The 14,633-nt window shown below is 59.2% G+C and carries 14 protein-coding genes; 10 read left to right on the top strand and 4 right to left on the bottom strand.

The annotated features are described in order from the left end of the window. The first annotated feature begins 68 nt into the window (after nt 1-68). From hisH to ACVWYZ_RS06750, 3 genes are read left to right on the top strand one after another with little or no spacing between them, the layout of a single operon-like run. Entirely contained in the window at nt 69-725 is a 657-nt protein-coding gene (gene hisH, locus ACVWYZ_RS06740) for an imidazole glycerol phosphate synthase subunit HisH (protein WP_414521891.1), read from the top strand. Nucleotides 726-731: 6 nt separating this feature from the next. Further along, nucleotides 732-1,205, top strand: coding sequence for an EVE domain-containing protein (locus ACVWYZ_RS06745; RefSeq protein WP_457466585.1), 474 nt, complete (start codon nt 732-734; stop codon nt 1,203-1,205). After that, a complete protein-coding gene (locus tag ACVWYZ_RS06750; RefSeq protein WP_414328915.1) occupies nt 1,202-1,411 on the top strand; it encodes a pentapeptide repeat-containing protein in 210 nt (69 codons plus the stop codon). Before ACVWYZ_RS06745 ends, ACVWYZ_RS06750 begins: the two co-directional genes overlap by 4 nt. 22 nt (nt 1,412-1,433) lie before the next feature. Here ACVWYZ_RS06750 and surE read toward each other — a convergent pair whose 3' ends face one another. After that, the gene (surE, locus tag ACVWYZ_RS06755) at nt 1,434-2,213 is read right to left on the bottom strand and encodes a 5'/3'-nucleotidase SurE (protein WP_457466586.1); all 780 of its coding nucleotides are present in this window, start codon (nt 2,211-2,213) and stop codon (nt 1,434-1,436) included. Nucleotides 2,214-2,582: 369 nt separating this feature from the next. On the opposite strand from surE, the gene ACVWYZ_RS06760 reads away from it, so the two are divergent. The 7 genes from ACVWYZ_RS06760 to ACVWYZ_RS06790 all read left to right on the top strand — a co-directional run bounded on the left by ACVWYZ_RS06760 (nt 2,583) and on the right by ACVWYZ_RS06790 (nt 10,705). Then, the gene (locus tag ACVWYZ_RS06760; protein ID WP_414356496.1) at nt 2,583-3,248 is read left to right on the top strand and encodes a Crp/Fnr family transcriptional regulator; all 666 of its coding nucleotides are present in this window, start codon (nt 2,583-2,585) and stop codon (nt 3,246-3,248) included. 335 nt (nt 3,249-3,583) lie between these two features. Beyond that, nucleotides 3,584-4,477 (top strand): CoB--CoM heterodisulfide reductase iron-sulfur subunit B family protein, encoded by an 894-nt coding sequence (locus ACVWYZ_RS06765; RefSeq protein WP_414356497.1) that lies wholly within the window; start codon nt 3,584-3,586, stop codon nt 4,475-4,477. 272 nt (nt 4,478-4,749) lie between these two features. After that, the gene (locus ACVWYZ_RS06770) at nt 4,750-6,276 is read left to right on the top strand and encodes a hypothetical protein (protein ID WP_457466587.1); all 1,527 of its coding nucleotides are present in this window, start codon (nt 4,750-4,752) and stop codon (nt 6,274-6,276) included. A gap of 140 nt (nt 6,277-6,416) precedes the next feature. Next, nucleotides 6,417-7,403, top strand: a complete 987-nt coding sequence (locus ACVWYZ_RS06775) for a pentapeptide repeat-containing protein (protein ID WP_457466588.1) — start codon at nt 6,417-6,419, stop codon at nt 7,401-7,403. A gap of 143 nt (nt 7,404-7,546) precedes the next feature. Then, nucleotides 7,547-9,025 (top strand): sensor histidine kinase, encoded by a 1,479-nt coding sequence (locus tag ACVWYZ_RS06780; RefSeq protein WP_457466589.1) that lies wholly within the window; start codon nt 7,547-7,549, stop codon nt 9,023-9,025. A 109-nt stretch (nt 9,026-9,134) separates the two neighbouring features. Next, a complete protein-coding gene (locus ACVWYZ_RS06785; RefSeq protein ID WP_414351954.1) occupies nt 9,135-9,893 on the top strand; it encodes a sensor histidine kinase in 759 nt (252 codons plus the stop codon). A 68-nt stretch (nt 9,894-9,961) separates the two neighbouring features. Then, the gene (locus ACVWYZ_RS06790; protein ID WP_011432966.1) at nt 9,962-10,705 is read left to right on the top strand and encodes a response regulator transcription factor; all 744 of its coding nucleotides are present in this window, start codon (nt 9,962-9,964) and stop codon (nt 10,703-10,705) included. Nucleotides 10,706-10,750: 45 nt separating this feature from the next. Here the strand turns inward: ACVWYZ_RS06790 and ACVWYZ_RS06795 are convergent, their stop codons facing one another. The 3 genes from ACVWYZ_RS06795 to ACVWYZ_RS06805 all read right to left on the bottom strand — a co-directional run bounded on the left by ACVWYZ_RS06795 (nt 10,751) and on the right by ACVWYZ_RS06805 (nt 14,565). Further along, nucleotides 10,751-12,397 (bottom strand): DUF3352 domain-containing protein, encoded by a 1,647-nt coding sequence (locus tag ACVWYZ_RS06795; protein ID WP_457466590.1) that lies wholly within the window; start codon nt 12,395-12,397, stop codon nt 10,751-10,753. Between the two features lie 95 nt (nt 12,398-12,492). Next, nucleotides 12,493-12,993 (bottom strand): ribonuclease H family protein, encoded by a 501-nt coding sequence (locus ACVWYZ_RS06800; protein ID WP_457466591.1) that lies wholly within the window; start codon nt 12,991-12,993, stop codon nt 12,493-12,495. Nucleotides 12,994-13,458: 465 nt separating this feature from the next. After that, complete coding sequence (locus ACVWYZ_RS06805; RefSeq protein ID WP_457466592.1) at nt 13,459-14,565, bottom strand: phosphotransacetylase family protein; 1,107 nt, start codon at nt 14,563-14,565, stop codon at nt 13,459-13,461. Nucleotides 14,566-14,633: the final 68 nt, after the last annotated feature.

Below are 14,633 nucleotides of genomic sequence, written 5' to 3' on the forward strand. Positions count from 1 at the left end.
GGGTCAGCTCAAACGGGATAGAACCACTATACTGATAGACTCCGAAACTCCTCACGAGGAGGGATCCCATGGGAGCTGTGCGCCTGGCGGTAATCGACTATGATGCCGGAAACTTGCATTCGGCTTGCAAAGGCTTGGAGCGTGCCGGGGCAGAGGTGCATCTGGTAACAGAGCCGGTCGGGCTGGAGCGTTTCGACGGGATCATCCTGCCGGGAGATGGGGCTTTTGATCCGGCCATGCAGCAGTTGCGAGAGCGAGGCTTTGTGGATCCCATCCGGGAGGCGGTGCAGCGGCAGCAGCCCTTCTTGGGCATTTGCATTGGTCTGCAGGTTTTGTTTGAGAGCAGCGAAGAGGGGGTGGAACCGGGGCTGGGCATCGTGCCCGGACGGGTGCAGCGCTTTCGGCCAGAGGCGGGCCTGCGCATCCCTCACATGGGCTGGAATCAACTGCAACTCACCCAAGCCCACTCTCCCCTCTGGGCAGGGATCCCCGATCAAACCTGGGCCTATTTTGTCCATTCCTATCACGGTGTGCCCAGCGATCCAGCCTGGGTGGCTGCCACGACCCAACACGGGAGCCAAACCTGTGTAGCCGCCATTGCCCGCGGCGCTTTGTTTGCTACCCAGTTTCACCCAGAAAAGTCCGGCCCCTACGGCTTGAAGATGCTGCGCAACTTTGTCGAGTTTGTTGCCCGTTGTTCCCCCTTATCTGCTCCCAGAGCCTAGTGCCCCATGAACTATTGGCTGATGAAATCTGAGCCCAGCATCTATAGCATCTGGGATTTGCAGCGGGAGGGCCAAACCCTTTGGGATGGCGTGCGCAACTACCAAGCCCGCAACTATCTGAAGGCAATGCAGCCTGGGGATCGCGCCTTTTTCTACCACTCCAACGCCAACCCCCCTGGTATTGCTGGCCTGATGGCAATCCTAGAAACCCAGGTGGTGGATCCCAGCCAATTCGACCCTGCCAGCCCCTACTATGATCCCAAATCTACCCGCGAGGATCCCCGCTGGCATACGGTGCGAGTGCGGTTTGTCTCAGCCTTTGGGCGATTGATCCCTTTGGCTGAATTGCGAGACACCTTCACCCCAGAGGAGCTGGAAGTAGTACGACGGGGCACGCGACTGTCGGTCATGCCGGTTGCCGAAGGGGTGGCGAAACGATTGCTGGCGCTGACGGGAGTTTCTACGCAGTCTCCTCTATGATGGGCGAGGCCAACCTGAGTGGGGCCAATTTGCGTGGCGCCGACCTAAGTGGGGCGGATCTAACGGGGGCGGATTTGCGAGGGGCCAATCTGTCGATGGACAACCTAAAGAGCGCTTTTCTGGAAGGGGCAATCTACAGTGCCAACACCCGCTTTCCCGCCGAGTTCGACCCAAAATTTGGAGGGGATGACATTGTTCGGCGCTGACCCCAGCTCACCGGCTTAAAATTCATGAGCCAAAAGCTGAGAGCCCCCAGCGCTGTAAGCTATCAAAGGCCGCGTAGGCCGTCAGATCCGGCTGCAGGGGCGTAATCGATACATAGCCTTCCGCAACGGCCCGCACATCCGAGCGGGGATCCACCCCCTCTTCCACCACCTCTCCTGCCAGCCAGTAGTAGGCCTTGCCGCGCGGATCCACCCGCTTCTCGTAGATATCGGTGTATTTGCGCCAGCCCAGAGGAGCTAGAACCATGCCGCGCATCTCGGCAGCCGACAATGGCGGCACATTCACATTCAACAGCATGGGCTCCCCCAAGGGCTTCAAGCTCAGTTTCTCCAGCAACGTCAGCACCACTTGCGCTGCCGGCTGAAAATCCTGATGGGTAAAGCTGGCCAGGCTCACCGCCAAACTGGGGATCCCTTCCAATAGCCCTTCCATTGCCGCCGAGACGGTGCCGGAGTAGAGCACATCCGTGCCCAGATTGGCTCCCTGATTGATGCCGGAAATCACCCAATCGGGAGGATGATCCAATAGCCCGTCCAGACCTAACTTGACACAGTCGGAAGGTGTGCCCGAACAGGCCCAGGCCTGCACTTCTGGAGGAAATCCCTCCCGCACCGGATCCACCCGCAGCGGCTTGTGCAACGTCAGGGCGTGGCCGGTGGCCGAGCGCTCCCGATCCGGACAGACCACCGTGATCTGATGTGCGCCCAGCCGAGCCAGAGCAGCGGCCAGACAACGTACCCCCGCCGCCTGGATGCCATCATCGTTGCTGATGAGAATGTTCATCGCAGCCACCCCACACCCGCCCTTAGACATACACCAGTCTGACCCAACGATCCGCTCTGATCCCTCAGGTAGCCAAGTTCAGCGACGAAATCTGAAAATTCACGGCCTCTTGAGGTTATTATTGGACGTAGCCTTTCGAACAATATCAGTAGGAACACAATGTCACCCCATGAGGTCAAGTGCCATTATGAAGCTAAGGTAAAGTAAACCCTGCGGTTTCCTTCCTCTTTGTTGTGCCTTCTTGTTTGCATCTTGCTGTTTCCTCATCCATATCCCCTTGAGACTCCTTCCCGCTAAAGCGAACAGCGGGGCAAAGCTGGGGAGTCTGTAAAACCCATCAGGTCGCTCGAGCGACAGGAAGTTGATCTCATGTCACTTGTTTCCATCACATCGGCAACAGAGGCTCAGGAATGGCGTGAGCTTTGCCAGTGGGCCGAGGAGCACTACCGCTGTCGCACCTTTCCCAAAGACGTGCGCATCCCCACCCGTCCGGGATTGGTGTACATCACCCAAGAGGGGGTGGTGCGCTTGGTCAGCCAAACTCCAGAGCGGCGGGAGGTCTTTGTTGGGTTTATCACGGCTGGGTTTCCCTTTGAGCTGAGCAACCCAGAGCGCTTTGAGTTAAAAGCCTGCACCCACGCCGACCGCACCACGGTGATGTGGTTCTACTGGCAAGACCTGGAGCAGTGGCCCTACTTGCACCAGAAAGTCCAGGAAAACTTTCGCCAGCAACTGCAACGGAAGCTGCTGTGGTTGGGAAACTTGGGCCAACGGCGCGCCATCGACCGCCTCAAGGGCTTTTTGAGCCTGTTGATCGAGGAGTATGGGCAGCCCTGTGAACAGGGGATGTATCTTCCCTGGCCCCTTACCCACGCCCAGATTGGGGATGCCATTGGGGCCACTCGTGTGACGGTGACTCGCCTTCTGGGATCCCTGCGCTCGAAAGGGTTTGTGCAGGTGCTGGATCAAAACTTAATCTGCATTCCCAACGGGGTGAAGCTCCAGCCCACTCCGAAGAAGGCGGCCAGCGCCTAGCCCTGCTGTCTAAAGCGTTATGCCTACGGCACCCTGTCAAAAACTGCACTGCTGACCAAGAAAACTGGGTTGCCAGCCCCGCCCTAAGGCCTACGGCCCGCTGACGCAACCAGGTCGGCTTTGTGCTATGGTGTTGAATGAACTCCGCCAACTTGAATATGGCGCAGTGTCAACAGGGAAAGTATCTGGGAGTTCATCCCAGTAGTTGGGGTCATAGCATCCCTCACCACTTGCAAAGGTGGTGTAGCCCAGGAAGTAGGAGTCATCCTGCAACCTGGGAAAGAATCCTTGCCATTTAGGGCAGGGAGAATGTCGGCGCTGTTGTTCCTTCACCTTTGCGCTACGCCTACTACCCCGGCTGTGTGGCCCAAGGGGCCTGTCGTGAGCTGTACGACTCCACCGACCAGATTGCGCGGCATCTGGGCATTGAACTGGTGGAGCTGGAGGCTGCTTCTTGCTGTGGTTCTGGCACCTTCAAAGAAGAATCGGAGCTGCTGGAAGATACGGTAAATGCCCGCAACCTGGCTTTGGCCGAGGCGCTGGGGTTGCCGATGCTCACCCACTGCAGCACCTGTCAGGGGGTGTTGGGCCGCGTGAATGAAAAGTTAAAAGCTGCGAAAACCGCGAATCCAGAGTACTTTCACCAGGTGCAAGCCCTGTGCCAGAAAGGGGGCTGTGAGAGCCGTTACCAGGGCACAGGCGATGTGCGCCATTTGCTGTGGGTGCTGGTTCATGACTACGGCCTGGAGCGATTGGCCCAACAGGTCAAGCGGCCCCTCTTGGGGCTGCGCTGCGCTGCCTTCTACGGGTGTTATCTGTTGCGGGCCTACGACATCTCCCGCTTTGATGTGGCACGGGATCCCCGTTTGATGGAGGATCTCTTCGAGCGTTTGGGGGCCACCCCTGTTTGGTATCGCGGGCGCACCCAGTGTTGCGGCTGGCCCATTTCCAGCTATGCCCCGCAGCAGTCTTTCTCGATGGCAGGCCGGCATCTTCTGGAGGCCATAGAGGCGGGAGCGGATTGTTTGGTCACCCCCTGTCCCCTGTGTCACCTCAACTTGGACTCTCGGCAGCCGGAGGTGGAAGAGGTGATCGGGCGCAAGCTGGGGATCCCGATCCTGCATTTGCCACAATTGGTGGGCCTGGCCCTGGGGATCCCGGCGAAAAACTTGGGACTGAACCGCCATGTGGTGCAGGTGGAAAAAGCCCTGCAGAAAATAGGCTGCTGATCTTCCAACCTCTCTGCCTTTTTCCGGCAACACCGACTGCAGCCAACACAGACCTATCTTTTGGGTGAAGGCGAGCCCACTTACTCTTCAATCCGGATCAAGAAAGGCGCAAAATCCGCCAAATCCCACTTGATGGCTGGGGGATCCCTGGGCAAACATCAGGTGGGTTCTGCCTGGGAAGGATATGCTATTCTGCCCAGCAAGGTACCCGTCCCTGTTCAAAAACCGCAAAGTTCCTCTTAAATTCACCTACTCCTGCTTGGCAGCTCCCTATGGTAGTCTCGGATCCCTTTGGCCTTGTTGTGCAAGAAGTGCAGCAGGGCGGGTACGCAGACCGAGTGAAAAAGCTGGTTTACTTTGCCTGCACCAGCACATGGGAAGGCGATGTCAGCAAGTTGAGCCAGATAGATCTGAAAGCCCTGCTGGAGCAGCTTTGCCGTGAGCACGCTACCCTTGATGCTTTGGGCCAACGCTTTCGAGAGGCCATCAGCCGCATCAACAAAAAAGCCGAGTATGCCCGCGTCGCCAAGATGCTGCTGAACAAGCTACAGCCTCTGTATCAACAGCCTCAAGCGGATCCCTCAGTTTGGGCTACGCCCTCGCCTGTTTTGTCCTTGGAATATGGCGGTCTGCAACTGCAAAAGCAAGACTATGATCCCTTCGAGTTGCGGGCAGGGGTGATGCGGCAAACCAGTCCTTTGCGGGCCAAGCTGGTTCTGTTCACGGCTTTGTACCACAAAATAGAGCCCACCCTGCAAGGGTTGGCCGCCCTGCGACGCCACAGCCTGGACGAACTGCTCAGAGCCCTTTACGATGCCTGCCACTCCCCCCAAGAACTGGAAACCCGGCTGAAGGAGGCGGTGCAGCAGTTGCAGGAGCCGGATCAGGATGGCCAAGCCGCCAATGCTGTGCTGCAGATGCTGAAGCCTCTTTACGTTGACGTGCCCCCAGCGACCCTCCCCGGCGGAGGATTGGCTGCTGAGCCTCTCTCCGCCAATCTGGATTGGCTGAATACCGAAGATGCCGCTCGCGCGGGCGAGGCAGAGTCCCTGGCCAGCCCCATGACTTGGATTGACGCTGGGATCCCAGAGGATGAGGAAGAGCCTGCAGAGCTTTCGGCTTTTGCGACCCCGGCAACACCACCCGGCCCCTCTTCTGACCTGCGACAGGAGATCCCAGAGTCCTGCCGCCAACTGCTCCATCGCAGCGCCGGATCCCTGATGGTTGCCATCGAGAACACCCTAAGCGAGTTGGGCAACGCCCTGGACGAAGGTCTGCAGGATGAGGATCCCGTCCAATATCTGACCCTCAAACACCAGGTGCTGCGCGGCTTCTTGAGGGATGTCGAGGGATCCGCCGCAATGTTCATGGGGATCTTGAAAAAGCTAGAACAATCGGAGTGGCGCTTGGTGCAGCCCCCTCACGTCAGCAGTGGGGAATACGCTTTGCCGGAGGCGATCACTGAGGTGCCCACCAACCTTGCGGATCCCTATGCTTCCCTGAGACAAGTCTTGGCCAGCAGCGAGCTGGCCCGTCAAAAGCCGCAGTTGGAGCAGGAGGTGATGCGTTTGGTGCGGCGCAGCGTCGGCTCTGTCAAAACTGCTATCGAACAGGCCCTGAGCGAGTTGGGCAAGGCGTTGGATGAGCAGTTCCAAACCTGCACCCTAGAGGAAGCCTTGGTTCTCAAGTACCAAACACTACGCGCCTTTTTGCAGGAAGTGGGGGAGATCTCCACCAAATTTGCTGCTTTCTTGGATCGCATGGAGGAGGCAGAGCGCCGTCTGTTCGGACTGGTTTGAGAGCCAAGCCCGCTGTTCGGGGATCCCGTTCAACACTCACGATCAGCCGCGCCGAGTGTTGGGGAAACGCCCGGATCCTTATCTAGAATAACCACCAGTGCAGCTCCTCTCTCACTTCTCTGAGCTCTCCCCTCTCTTCTATGGATGCCAAGGATCTGCTTCGGCTTTACCGGGCAGGACGGATCAACTTTGCCGGCGAGAACCTGGCCGCCCTTGACCTGAGCCGGGCCGATTTGATCGGGGTGGATCTCTCCCAAGCAAACCTGCACAGTGCCAATTTGATCTTCGCCTTCTTGGGGCGGGCCAAGCTGCAGAAGGCCAACCTCGTCGGGGCTAACCTTGGTGGGGCCAACCTCAGCCAGGCGGACTTGAGCGAGGCGGATCTCAGAGATGCCCAGTTGCACGGCGCCACCCTACAAGGGGCAGATTTGCATGGGGCCAACCTGACGCTGGCTCTGTTGATCGATGCCAACCTGCTGGATGCGGATCTGCGCTGGGCCAACCTCACCAGTGCCAACTTGGGAGGGGCTTGCCTGCGGGGGGCCAATCTCCGTTTCGATAGCCGCCGGGGAGCGGTATTGCGCAACGCCAATCTTAGCCGCGCTGATCTCAGCGGAGCCAACCTGTCGGGAGCGGATTTGACACGGGCCGACCTGAGCGGGGCCAACCTAAAAGAGGCCAGTTTGATCAAGGCCAACTTGCAAGGGGCCAGCCTGCAGCAAGCCCGTTTGCAGGGAGCCATCCTGAGAGAGACCGACCTGAGGGGGGTTTCTTTTTTGGGGGCAGACCTGCAAGGGGTGCAGATGGCGCGGGCCAACTTGAAGGAGGCGATACTTCGCCAGGTGAATTTGACAGAGGCCAACTTAAGCGAGGCGGATCTGGCCGCAGCCGATCTTTCCGCCAGTTGTCTGTGCTCGGCCAAACTGGCGCGGACGGATCTCAGTCGGGCCAATCTGGCCGGGGCCGATTTGCGGTGTGCCAACCTGGTGGATGCCTATTTGGGCCGCACCAACCTGGAAAATGCCGATCTCGGCGAGGCAATCCTAACCCGAGCCGATCTGAGCACAGCCAACCTCAGCGGGGCCAATTTGCGCGGGGCAACCCTGCCGGATGGACGGATAGGCTGATTTGACCGGCTCGCCGCCTCACAAGACGAGGATTCTTATCACTGGCTAAGACGGGGATCCGCCCCGGAAAAGGTGAGGTTTTCCCCTGCCCCAGAGGGGCCACAACCGCTACCCTACAAGGGAAGGATGGGTCAAAGAGATCCGTGAACAGCCGCCGATTTCTGTCCTTGATGGAAGCTTTGTGGGCCGATCTGCCCTTGCCGGAATGGTTGCCGGGGGCAGGAGAGCGCTCCTGGCAGCAGACGGTGGCAGCCCTGCTCCAGCTATGGCAAGAAGTTGGACAGTTTGGGGTGGTGATCGGTGGGCCGGTGTCTTGGTGGCCCCCCTGGGTGGTTCGGGAGCCGCTGCCTCAACTGCCGTCGCCCATTGACGCTCCAGAGCCAAACCTGAAGCTGCGGGAGCTGGCCCGTGAAGATCCCTGGCTGTTTACCCCCGACTTGTCCCCCGAGTCGATTCTGACCCCTGGCCAGACGGTGATCCCTCTCCTGCCGCAGGATCCCCTGGTGGAGGAGCCTTTTTTGCTGGTGCTCACCCCTGTTTTTTCGGCGGTGGCCGCCCAAGGGCATCACCCCCACACGCGGCAGAGGGGGATGATGGTGTCTTTTGAGCCGGAGGTGGTGCATCGGGCTTGGCAGATCCTGGAGCAGCGGGTTCAACAGGGTAGGCCGGATCGCTTGCCCTTCTGGCAGCAGTTGATGAAGCACCATCCCCTGATGGAGCCCCATGTGCGGGTGCTGGCCCGCTTCAGCAGCCTTCTTCTGCTGGGAAACTTGGCCGAGTCGGGATCCCCGCCCGCTCGCTTACCCCCCGCCAGAGCCGAGAACTCCCCTGCGCCCACAACCCGGCCAGAAGATTGGCAGAAGCGGCGGTCTCCTCCTTCCCATGGCCAGCCTGCCGGTCAAGGCCAACAGAACAGCCTTTCGGAGGCAGAACTGTTGCGGGCTCTCATCCACGAGATCCAGACGCCCCTCAGCACCATCCGCACCTTGGTTAGTCTCATCCTGAAGCGGCACGATCTGCCGTCGCGGGTACGGGAATACGTGGAGAAAATTGACCGCGAATGTACCGAGCAAATCAACCGCTTCGGGCTGTTTTTCCAGGCTACAGAAACGGTGATGCCCGCTGCTACCCCACAGGAGGGGCGTCGGCTTCAGCTAGAGCCCATTGCGCTGGTGGACTTGGTGCGGCAAAACCTGCCTCGCTGGCAGGAGCAGGTGGAACGGCGGGGATCCCAACTGGAGTTGGAGATTCCCGATGAGCTGCCGGATGTGGTCAGCGATCCCAAGGCGCTGGAAGCGGTGCTGTTTGGCATGGTCGACCGCATTGCCCGCAGCACGCCGGCTGGCAGCCACATTCGCGCCCAGTTGGTCAGCGCAGGGGAGCTGGTCAAACTTCAGTTTCAGGTCAACACACCTGAGGGCAGCGACGCCACTGTTGCCTCAGAGCCCAAATCCCCTCAGGCGATTGGGCAGTTGTTGGTCGTGCAGCCGGATACCGGTGCAGTGAGCCTCAGCCTTCCCGTCACCCAAACTCTGTTCCGCGCCTTGGGGGGCTACCTCACCGTGCGCCACCGCGCCCGTCGGGGGGAAATTCTCAACATCTACCTGCCCCGCCAGCTATAAGCCACCCGGTTGGGATCCCGATACCGTCTCAACGCTGATGTGGCGGAACCCAGGGAAGATGGGGCTAGGATCGATCTGCCAGCGCCGGGAGAGTCTAGGGATTGGATCCATGCCGAGAGCCAGAAAAGTTGCTGAACACCACCCAGAGCCTGAACCCGTCTGCGGAGCCGGAGAACCCAAGGTCAAGGGGGTCACTCTCTCTGCCCAGCAGCTTTCCACTTTGCTTCACGAAATGCGCAATCCTCTCACCGCCCTGAGCACGCTGGCCAAGTTATTGCAAAAACGCTTGCCCCCCGAGGATCGCAACCACTGGATTGGCCTGAGCATTGAACAGGAATGCAAGCATTTGCAGGAGCTGCTGGCGGAGTTCGAGCGTTTGGACGGGATCCCGGCCCCCCTCCAGCTTCAGCCCCTCTCCTTGGCCGACCTGCTGCGGGAGTGGATTCCCATCTATCAAGCCTTGGCCGAAACCCAGGGACACCACTTTCAAGCCGTCCTGCCCCCTTCCCTACCCCCTGTACAAGCCGATCCGCGTGCCCTGCGGCAGGTGCTTGATAACTTGATCGACAACGCTTGCAAGTACACCCCGCCCCCAGGTGAGATCCGGCTGAGGGTGGAGTTGGGTGAAGATCCCTCAACTGCTTCGCAACGGGAAGTGTTCGTTGCCGTCTGTGACAATGGCCCCGGCATCCACCCTGAGAACCTGGAGCGGATCTTCGATCCCTTTTTTCGGGCAGATCTTTCTAAGCCAGGGCAGGGGCTGGGGTTGGCCATTAGCCGCGACCTGGCCACCCGGATGGGCGGAGATCTCCAGGTGGAAAGCTCCCCCCAAGGCTCCTGTTTTCGCCTGAGATTGCCCACAGGTTAGTAGGAAGATTGTAGAGATATGGGATGGCAGGTGCCGCCAAACGCTTGAACGCTACCCAGGAGCTGCAGATGGCCTCTTCTCCCCCAGCCAAACCCGAACCCCCTGCTGCCAGTCCAGCAGCCCGCATTCTGCTAGTAGATGATGAACCCGGCTTACGGGAAGCGGTGCAAGCCTACCTCGAGGACAGCGGCTTTGAGGTGATCCCGGCGGCCAACGCCCAGCAGGCTCTGCAACTGCTCAGCACGGCCCAGCCTCAGTTGATCATCTCCGACATCATGATGCCGGGCATGGATGGCTATCAATTTTTGGCCCAACTGCGAAAACTCGAGCCCTACAGCCATCTGCCGGTGGTGTTCCTCACCGCCAAGGGGATGACCGCCGACCGCATCCAGGGTTACCGGGCCGGTGTCGATGCCTATTTGCCCAAGCCCTTCGATCCGGAGGAGCTGGTGGCCATCGTCTCCAATCTCATTGAGCGATCCCGCGCTGCCAGCCCTTCGGAGGTGGTGGCCCGCGAGCTGGCCTCGATTCGCGCCCTGCTGTCGGAGCGCACCCTTGCCACAGCCACGCCTGCCCAGACCTCTGCCCCCACCCCCCTGCCCCCACCCATCAAGGTAGAGCTGACGCCGCGGGAACAACAGGTGTTGGAGAAGGTGGCAGAAGGGCTGATGAACAAGGAGATTGCCAAGCAGCTGCAAACCAGCGTGCGCAACGTGGAAAAATACGTCACCCGCCTGCTGAACAAGACAGGCACCAGCAGCCGCACCGAGCTGGTGCGCTATGCTCTCACCTATGGCTTGATTCGGCTGTAGCTCTCACCCCCAGCCCCTCTCCCCAAGGGAGAGGGGGGAAAGAGCTTACGGCTGTGGCTTGGGCGGCACGGTGACCAGCAGCTCCACCCCAAAGGCGTGATCCCCGGCAGGGTAGCTGGTAATCCCCAGCCCATCGATGCGGGTCAGCAGCTCACGGGCCTCCGGCTCCAAGCCTGCCAAACCACCCGGTAGTGTGGCCTCCAGCACTGTTCGGATCCCTTGCCAATTCAGCAAAAAGTAGCCGTAGTTGGGCTTGGGCAACTGATCGTAGAGGGTTTTCAGCGGCTCGGTTTGGGGAAGCAAATTGCCCTGGCGTTGGGCGAGGGTTTGCAGCGCCGCCGTGCTGCTGGTCACGATCAAATAGTTGCCTTCCCAGGCGCGGGTCAAAAGCGGGCGGTTAAACAAGGGATCCGCCCAGATCACCTGCCCACCGGCTTCCGTTACCCCTACTCCCGATTCTTGGGCCAGCCGATCCAACTGAGTCAGGGCCGCGTTGGCCTTGTCTTTTTGGCTGGTCTTGATCACCAGGGCTGCTCCCATGCCCTGCAACAGCGGATGGGCCTGGGCATCCGGTGCCACCAGCAAGGCCATCTCCCCATCCATCCAGGCCAGCAGATCTTTTTCCAAGTCCAAGCGAGTATTGGCGCGAAACTCAGCCCGCAGCTCCTCTAACGACTCTTTGACCGGCGGATCTTTCTCCAGCTCAGGCACAACGGCTTGCCAGCGCTGGGCGATCTGTTGGGTGGTCAGCACCGCCAGGGCATTGCCGGGCAGCCGCTGAATAAGTTCGCCGCGAGCCGGTTGCCACCCTCCCTGCCCCTGGGTTTTCGGATCGGTCTGGGTCAACATGCGCAGCCGCAGGCCCTGCTCCTGCCAGTGGGCAGCCATGGCCAAAGAGCGCAGGGGTTGCAGGGATCCCAGCGTCGCCGGATCCAGATCCTGCATCCAGTCTTGGAAAGACTCGGGATCCTCCTGCAAAGCCTGGAAGTTGAAGTAGGCAAAGGCCAGCGTGCCGCTCTTCTTGTAGAGATCGCCAACGGCGGTGCGGAAACTTTCGGAGCGGCCAATCGGCTCTGCTTCGCCGCGATACACAGCAATCGCCTGCTGCATCACCCTCGGGTCGTTGGCCACCGCCACAAAGCGGTTGCCAAACTCAGCAGTTACCCATCGCTCGCCCGGCTCTCCGTTGGTTTGCACATACAAGGTGACCCCTTGCTCCTGGCGCTGCTCGAAGTTGGCCCCTTCTGCTGCTGCCTGTTGCCGCACCTGGGCCAAGAATTGCCCAGACAAATCAGCGTTGCGGGTGCTGGCTCCAAACAGGATCCCAGGCACCGGCTCGGCAGCTCCGGGCACCAGATTGGGGATCACCACTGCCATCGTGAATTGCTCGCCAGCCCAAGCTTGCATCTCTTCCCGAGAGAACTCCTTGCCGGTTTCAGCCAAAGCTTCTGCCGTCCAGCTCTCCCACTGGGCCAAAAGGTCAGGGTGAGTGCGAAAAGATTCTTCCGGTTGGGTAGAAAAGGTCAGCACCAGGGGCGCCGACTGGGGAACCAGCGCGGTTTCCGGCAGAACATCGCCGGGCAACTGTACCTGTGGCCCTCTGAGTTGGCAGGATCCCAGGAGCCAAGAGCCCCCCACCGCCATCAACGTAAGGGAGAGAGGACGAAACCGGCACTGAAGTTGGGTCTTCATATCACACCTGCGACGAGCCGTCCTCTTGAGGATAGGCGATGGACTCAGAGCCTGTCTGTGATCGCAGCCTCATACATCGGAATATGTAGAAATTGTTACTTTGGCCGGGCGCGAGCGACCAACTCATCCACGTACTCGTTCCAGCGCAACCCTTCGTGAGCCTGGATCCAAACCACCTGCACCTGAGGGCACTGCTGCTTTAGCCGATACAGTTCCTGGATCAAATCCAGGTTTTCCACCGGGCCTGTGCGCCGCCGCCACCCCTGCGCTGCCCACTGCGACATCCAACGGTTGTAGGTTTGCACGCAGAGGTGGGAATCGCTGTAGATGGTGTCCACGCTGTTGCCTTGGGTGTCACGGCAATACCGCAAAGCCCGAATTAAGCCGGTCAGTTCCATGCGGTTGCTGGTGCTATCGGGATCCCCTCCCCAAAACTCTTCCACAATTTGATCATCTTGAACCACCACCACAGCCCATCCCCCTGGCCCCGGATTGGGAGAACATCCCCCGTCGGTGAAGATGCCACTGTGGGGGCAGGCAACCAGACGGCTGGGGCCCGCTCCTTTGCGGCTGTGCATCCGTGAAACCTTGGTCATGGTGCTCATCCGGCGCTAACGGCAACATTTGGGATCCCGGCTCGACAACAGACACTGCATCTTATTGCAGAAGGGCGTGCCGGCACCACTGTTTAGTGTATTCAGCTTCAGAAAAGCTTTGTTTCACACTATTAGCAGCATAAACCCCGTCAACATCAGCTTACGTGACACTGACGCACAAGGTTAAAAACAGTACGAACAAAAACCCCCAGAAAATCTGGGGGAGGAGTGGTGTGTTGAGGTGATGAATACTCGCATGATATCTCTCGAATTCGGTGAGTAGGCCAAACCGGCGATAGATCCCTGCGTTTTTTTGCAGAAATCATTGCAGATACTGGAAAGCATCAGACACTAGAGACCAGCGCGTCAAAACTGAGCTTATTTCATCTTGATCAGGTATAGTGCTCGCTCTCGGAGAACTACCTATTTAGACACCAGATGTAGAGAAGCCTTAATGACTTTATCCTACGCACCTGCCGCCGACACTAGGGGTTGTGTTAAGCCCAAATGGGCATAGAGACGGGAAAAGTCAAAATTTGCTGACATTAGCTCTTGGATGCAGCGGACTTTCACCTCCTCGTGTAGGCGAATCTGCCCAAAAACCCGTTCGATGCGGTTGATGGTGGTGAAGGTGTCCAGATCCACCGAGAGAATCGGCACTTCCAGCTCTTCTGCTCGAGACCGAATGCGGGGATCCAGAGGGAGCTTGCCGGTCAAGATCAGGCAGAGGGTGGAAGTTTCTAGGGCGGCCAGTTGAATATCGGTGCGGTCTCCGCCGGTGATCACCGCCTTGTGATCCAGCTTACGGAAGTACTTCAAGGCCGAGTTGACGTTCATCGCCCCTACCGCAATGTCTTCAACCATCAGGTCCATCCGATCCGGACAGCAGAGCACCTCGGCACCCAGTTGCCGCACCAACTCCCCAACGCTGATGCTGCGCAAAATGCGATGGGAGGGCAAAATCCCCAGCACCGGGATCCCGTGTCCCTCCAAAAAAGGCCGAATGATCGTTTTTGCCGGTTGCATTTGGTCAGGTGGCACATCGTTCAGCAGCACGCCTGCCAAGCGGGATCCCAGTTGACGATGGACAAAGAGAAGAGAATCAACAGCCAAGGAGGAATGGTAGCGACTGATCAGCAGTACCGGAGCATCCAGGGCTTGGGCCATCTTGGCCAGCGACAGGCCAAACAATTCCCCCTCGTAAAGATCGGCTGGGCCTTCCAGCAGCACCAAATCGGCAGGGGAGCGCTGGACAAACTCCAACAGAGGGGCAACCGGGCACTCTGGAGCTGGATCCCCGGGAGCTCGCTTCATTTGAGCCAGCAAAGCCTCTTCGTTGAGCCGGAGCAGCATCGGCGGCATTTGATCCATCGTCAGCCGCAGAGACTCCGCCACAAAGCGCATATCCGGATCGCCCCCTTCCAGCGAGCAATCTTCCCGCTCGCAAGAACCGATGGGCTTCCCATAGGTGACTTTTATCCCTTGCTGCTGCAGATGCTTGGCCAAACCCAAGATGGCAGCCGACTTACCGCTGAAGGGCTCAGTAGAACCAATTAAAAGGAACTTGGACACGGATGGCTCCCGGTAACGAGAGGGACGAAGGGATCCCTTACTCAGTCTAACGGAGGCTGCTCTCTCCT

Source organism: Thermostichus sp. MS-CIW-37 (assembly GCF_054060065.1).

Bases quoted from the DNA above. Each gene is read 5' to 3' on its own strand.
- ACVWYZ_RS06770 (WP_457466587.1), top strand. From the start codon at position 4,750: ATGGTAGTCTCGGATCCCTTTGGCCTTGTTGTGCAAGAAGTGCAGCAG.
- hisH (WP_414521891.1), top strand. From the start codon at position 69: ATGGGAGCTGTGCGCCTGGCGGTAATCGACTATGATGCCGGAAACTTG.
- ACVWYZ_RS06790 (WP_011432966.1), top strand. From the start codon at position 9,962: ATGGCCTCTTCTCCCCCAGCCAAACCCGAACCCCCTGCTGCCAGTCCA.
- ACVWYZ_RS06800 (WP_457466591.1), bottom strand. From the start codon at position 12,993: ATGACCAAGGTTTCACGGATGCACAGCCGCAAAGGAGCGGGCCCCAGC.
- surE (WP_457466586.1), bottom strand. From the start codon at position 2,213: ATGAACATTCTCATCAGCAACGATGATGGCATCCAGGCGGCGGGGGTA.
- ACVWYZ_RS06745 (WP_457466585.1), top strand. From the start codon at position 732: ATGAACTATTGGCTGATGAAATCTGAGCCCAGCATCTATAGCATCTGG.
- ACVWYZ_RS06775 (WP_457466588.1), top strand. From the start codon at position 6,417: ATGGATGCCAAGGATCTGCTTCGGCTTTACCGGGCAGGACGGATCAAC.
- ACVWYZ_RS06795 (WP_457466590.1), bottom strand. From the start codon at position 12,397: ATGAAGACCCAACTTCAGTGCCGGTTTCGTCCTCTCTCCCTTACGTTG.
- ACVWYZ_RS06785 (WP_414351954.1), top strand. From the start codon at position 9,135: ATGCCGAGAGCCAGAAAAGTTGCTGAACACCACCCAGAGCCTGAACCC.
- ACVWYZ_RS06750 (WP_414328915.1), top strand. From the start codon at position 1,202: ATGATGGGCGAGGCCAACCTGAGTGGGGCCAATTTGCGTGGCGCCGAC.
- ACVWYZ_RS06760 (WP_414356496.1), top strand. From the start codon at position 2,583: ATGTCACTTGTTTCCATCACATCGGCAACAGAGGCTCAGGAATGGCGT.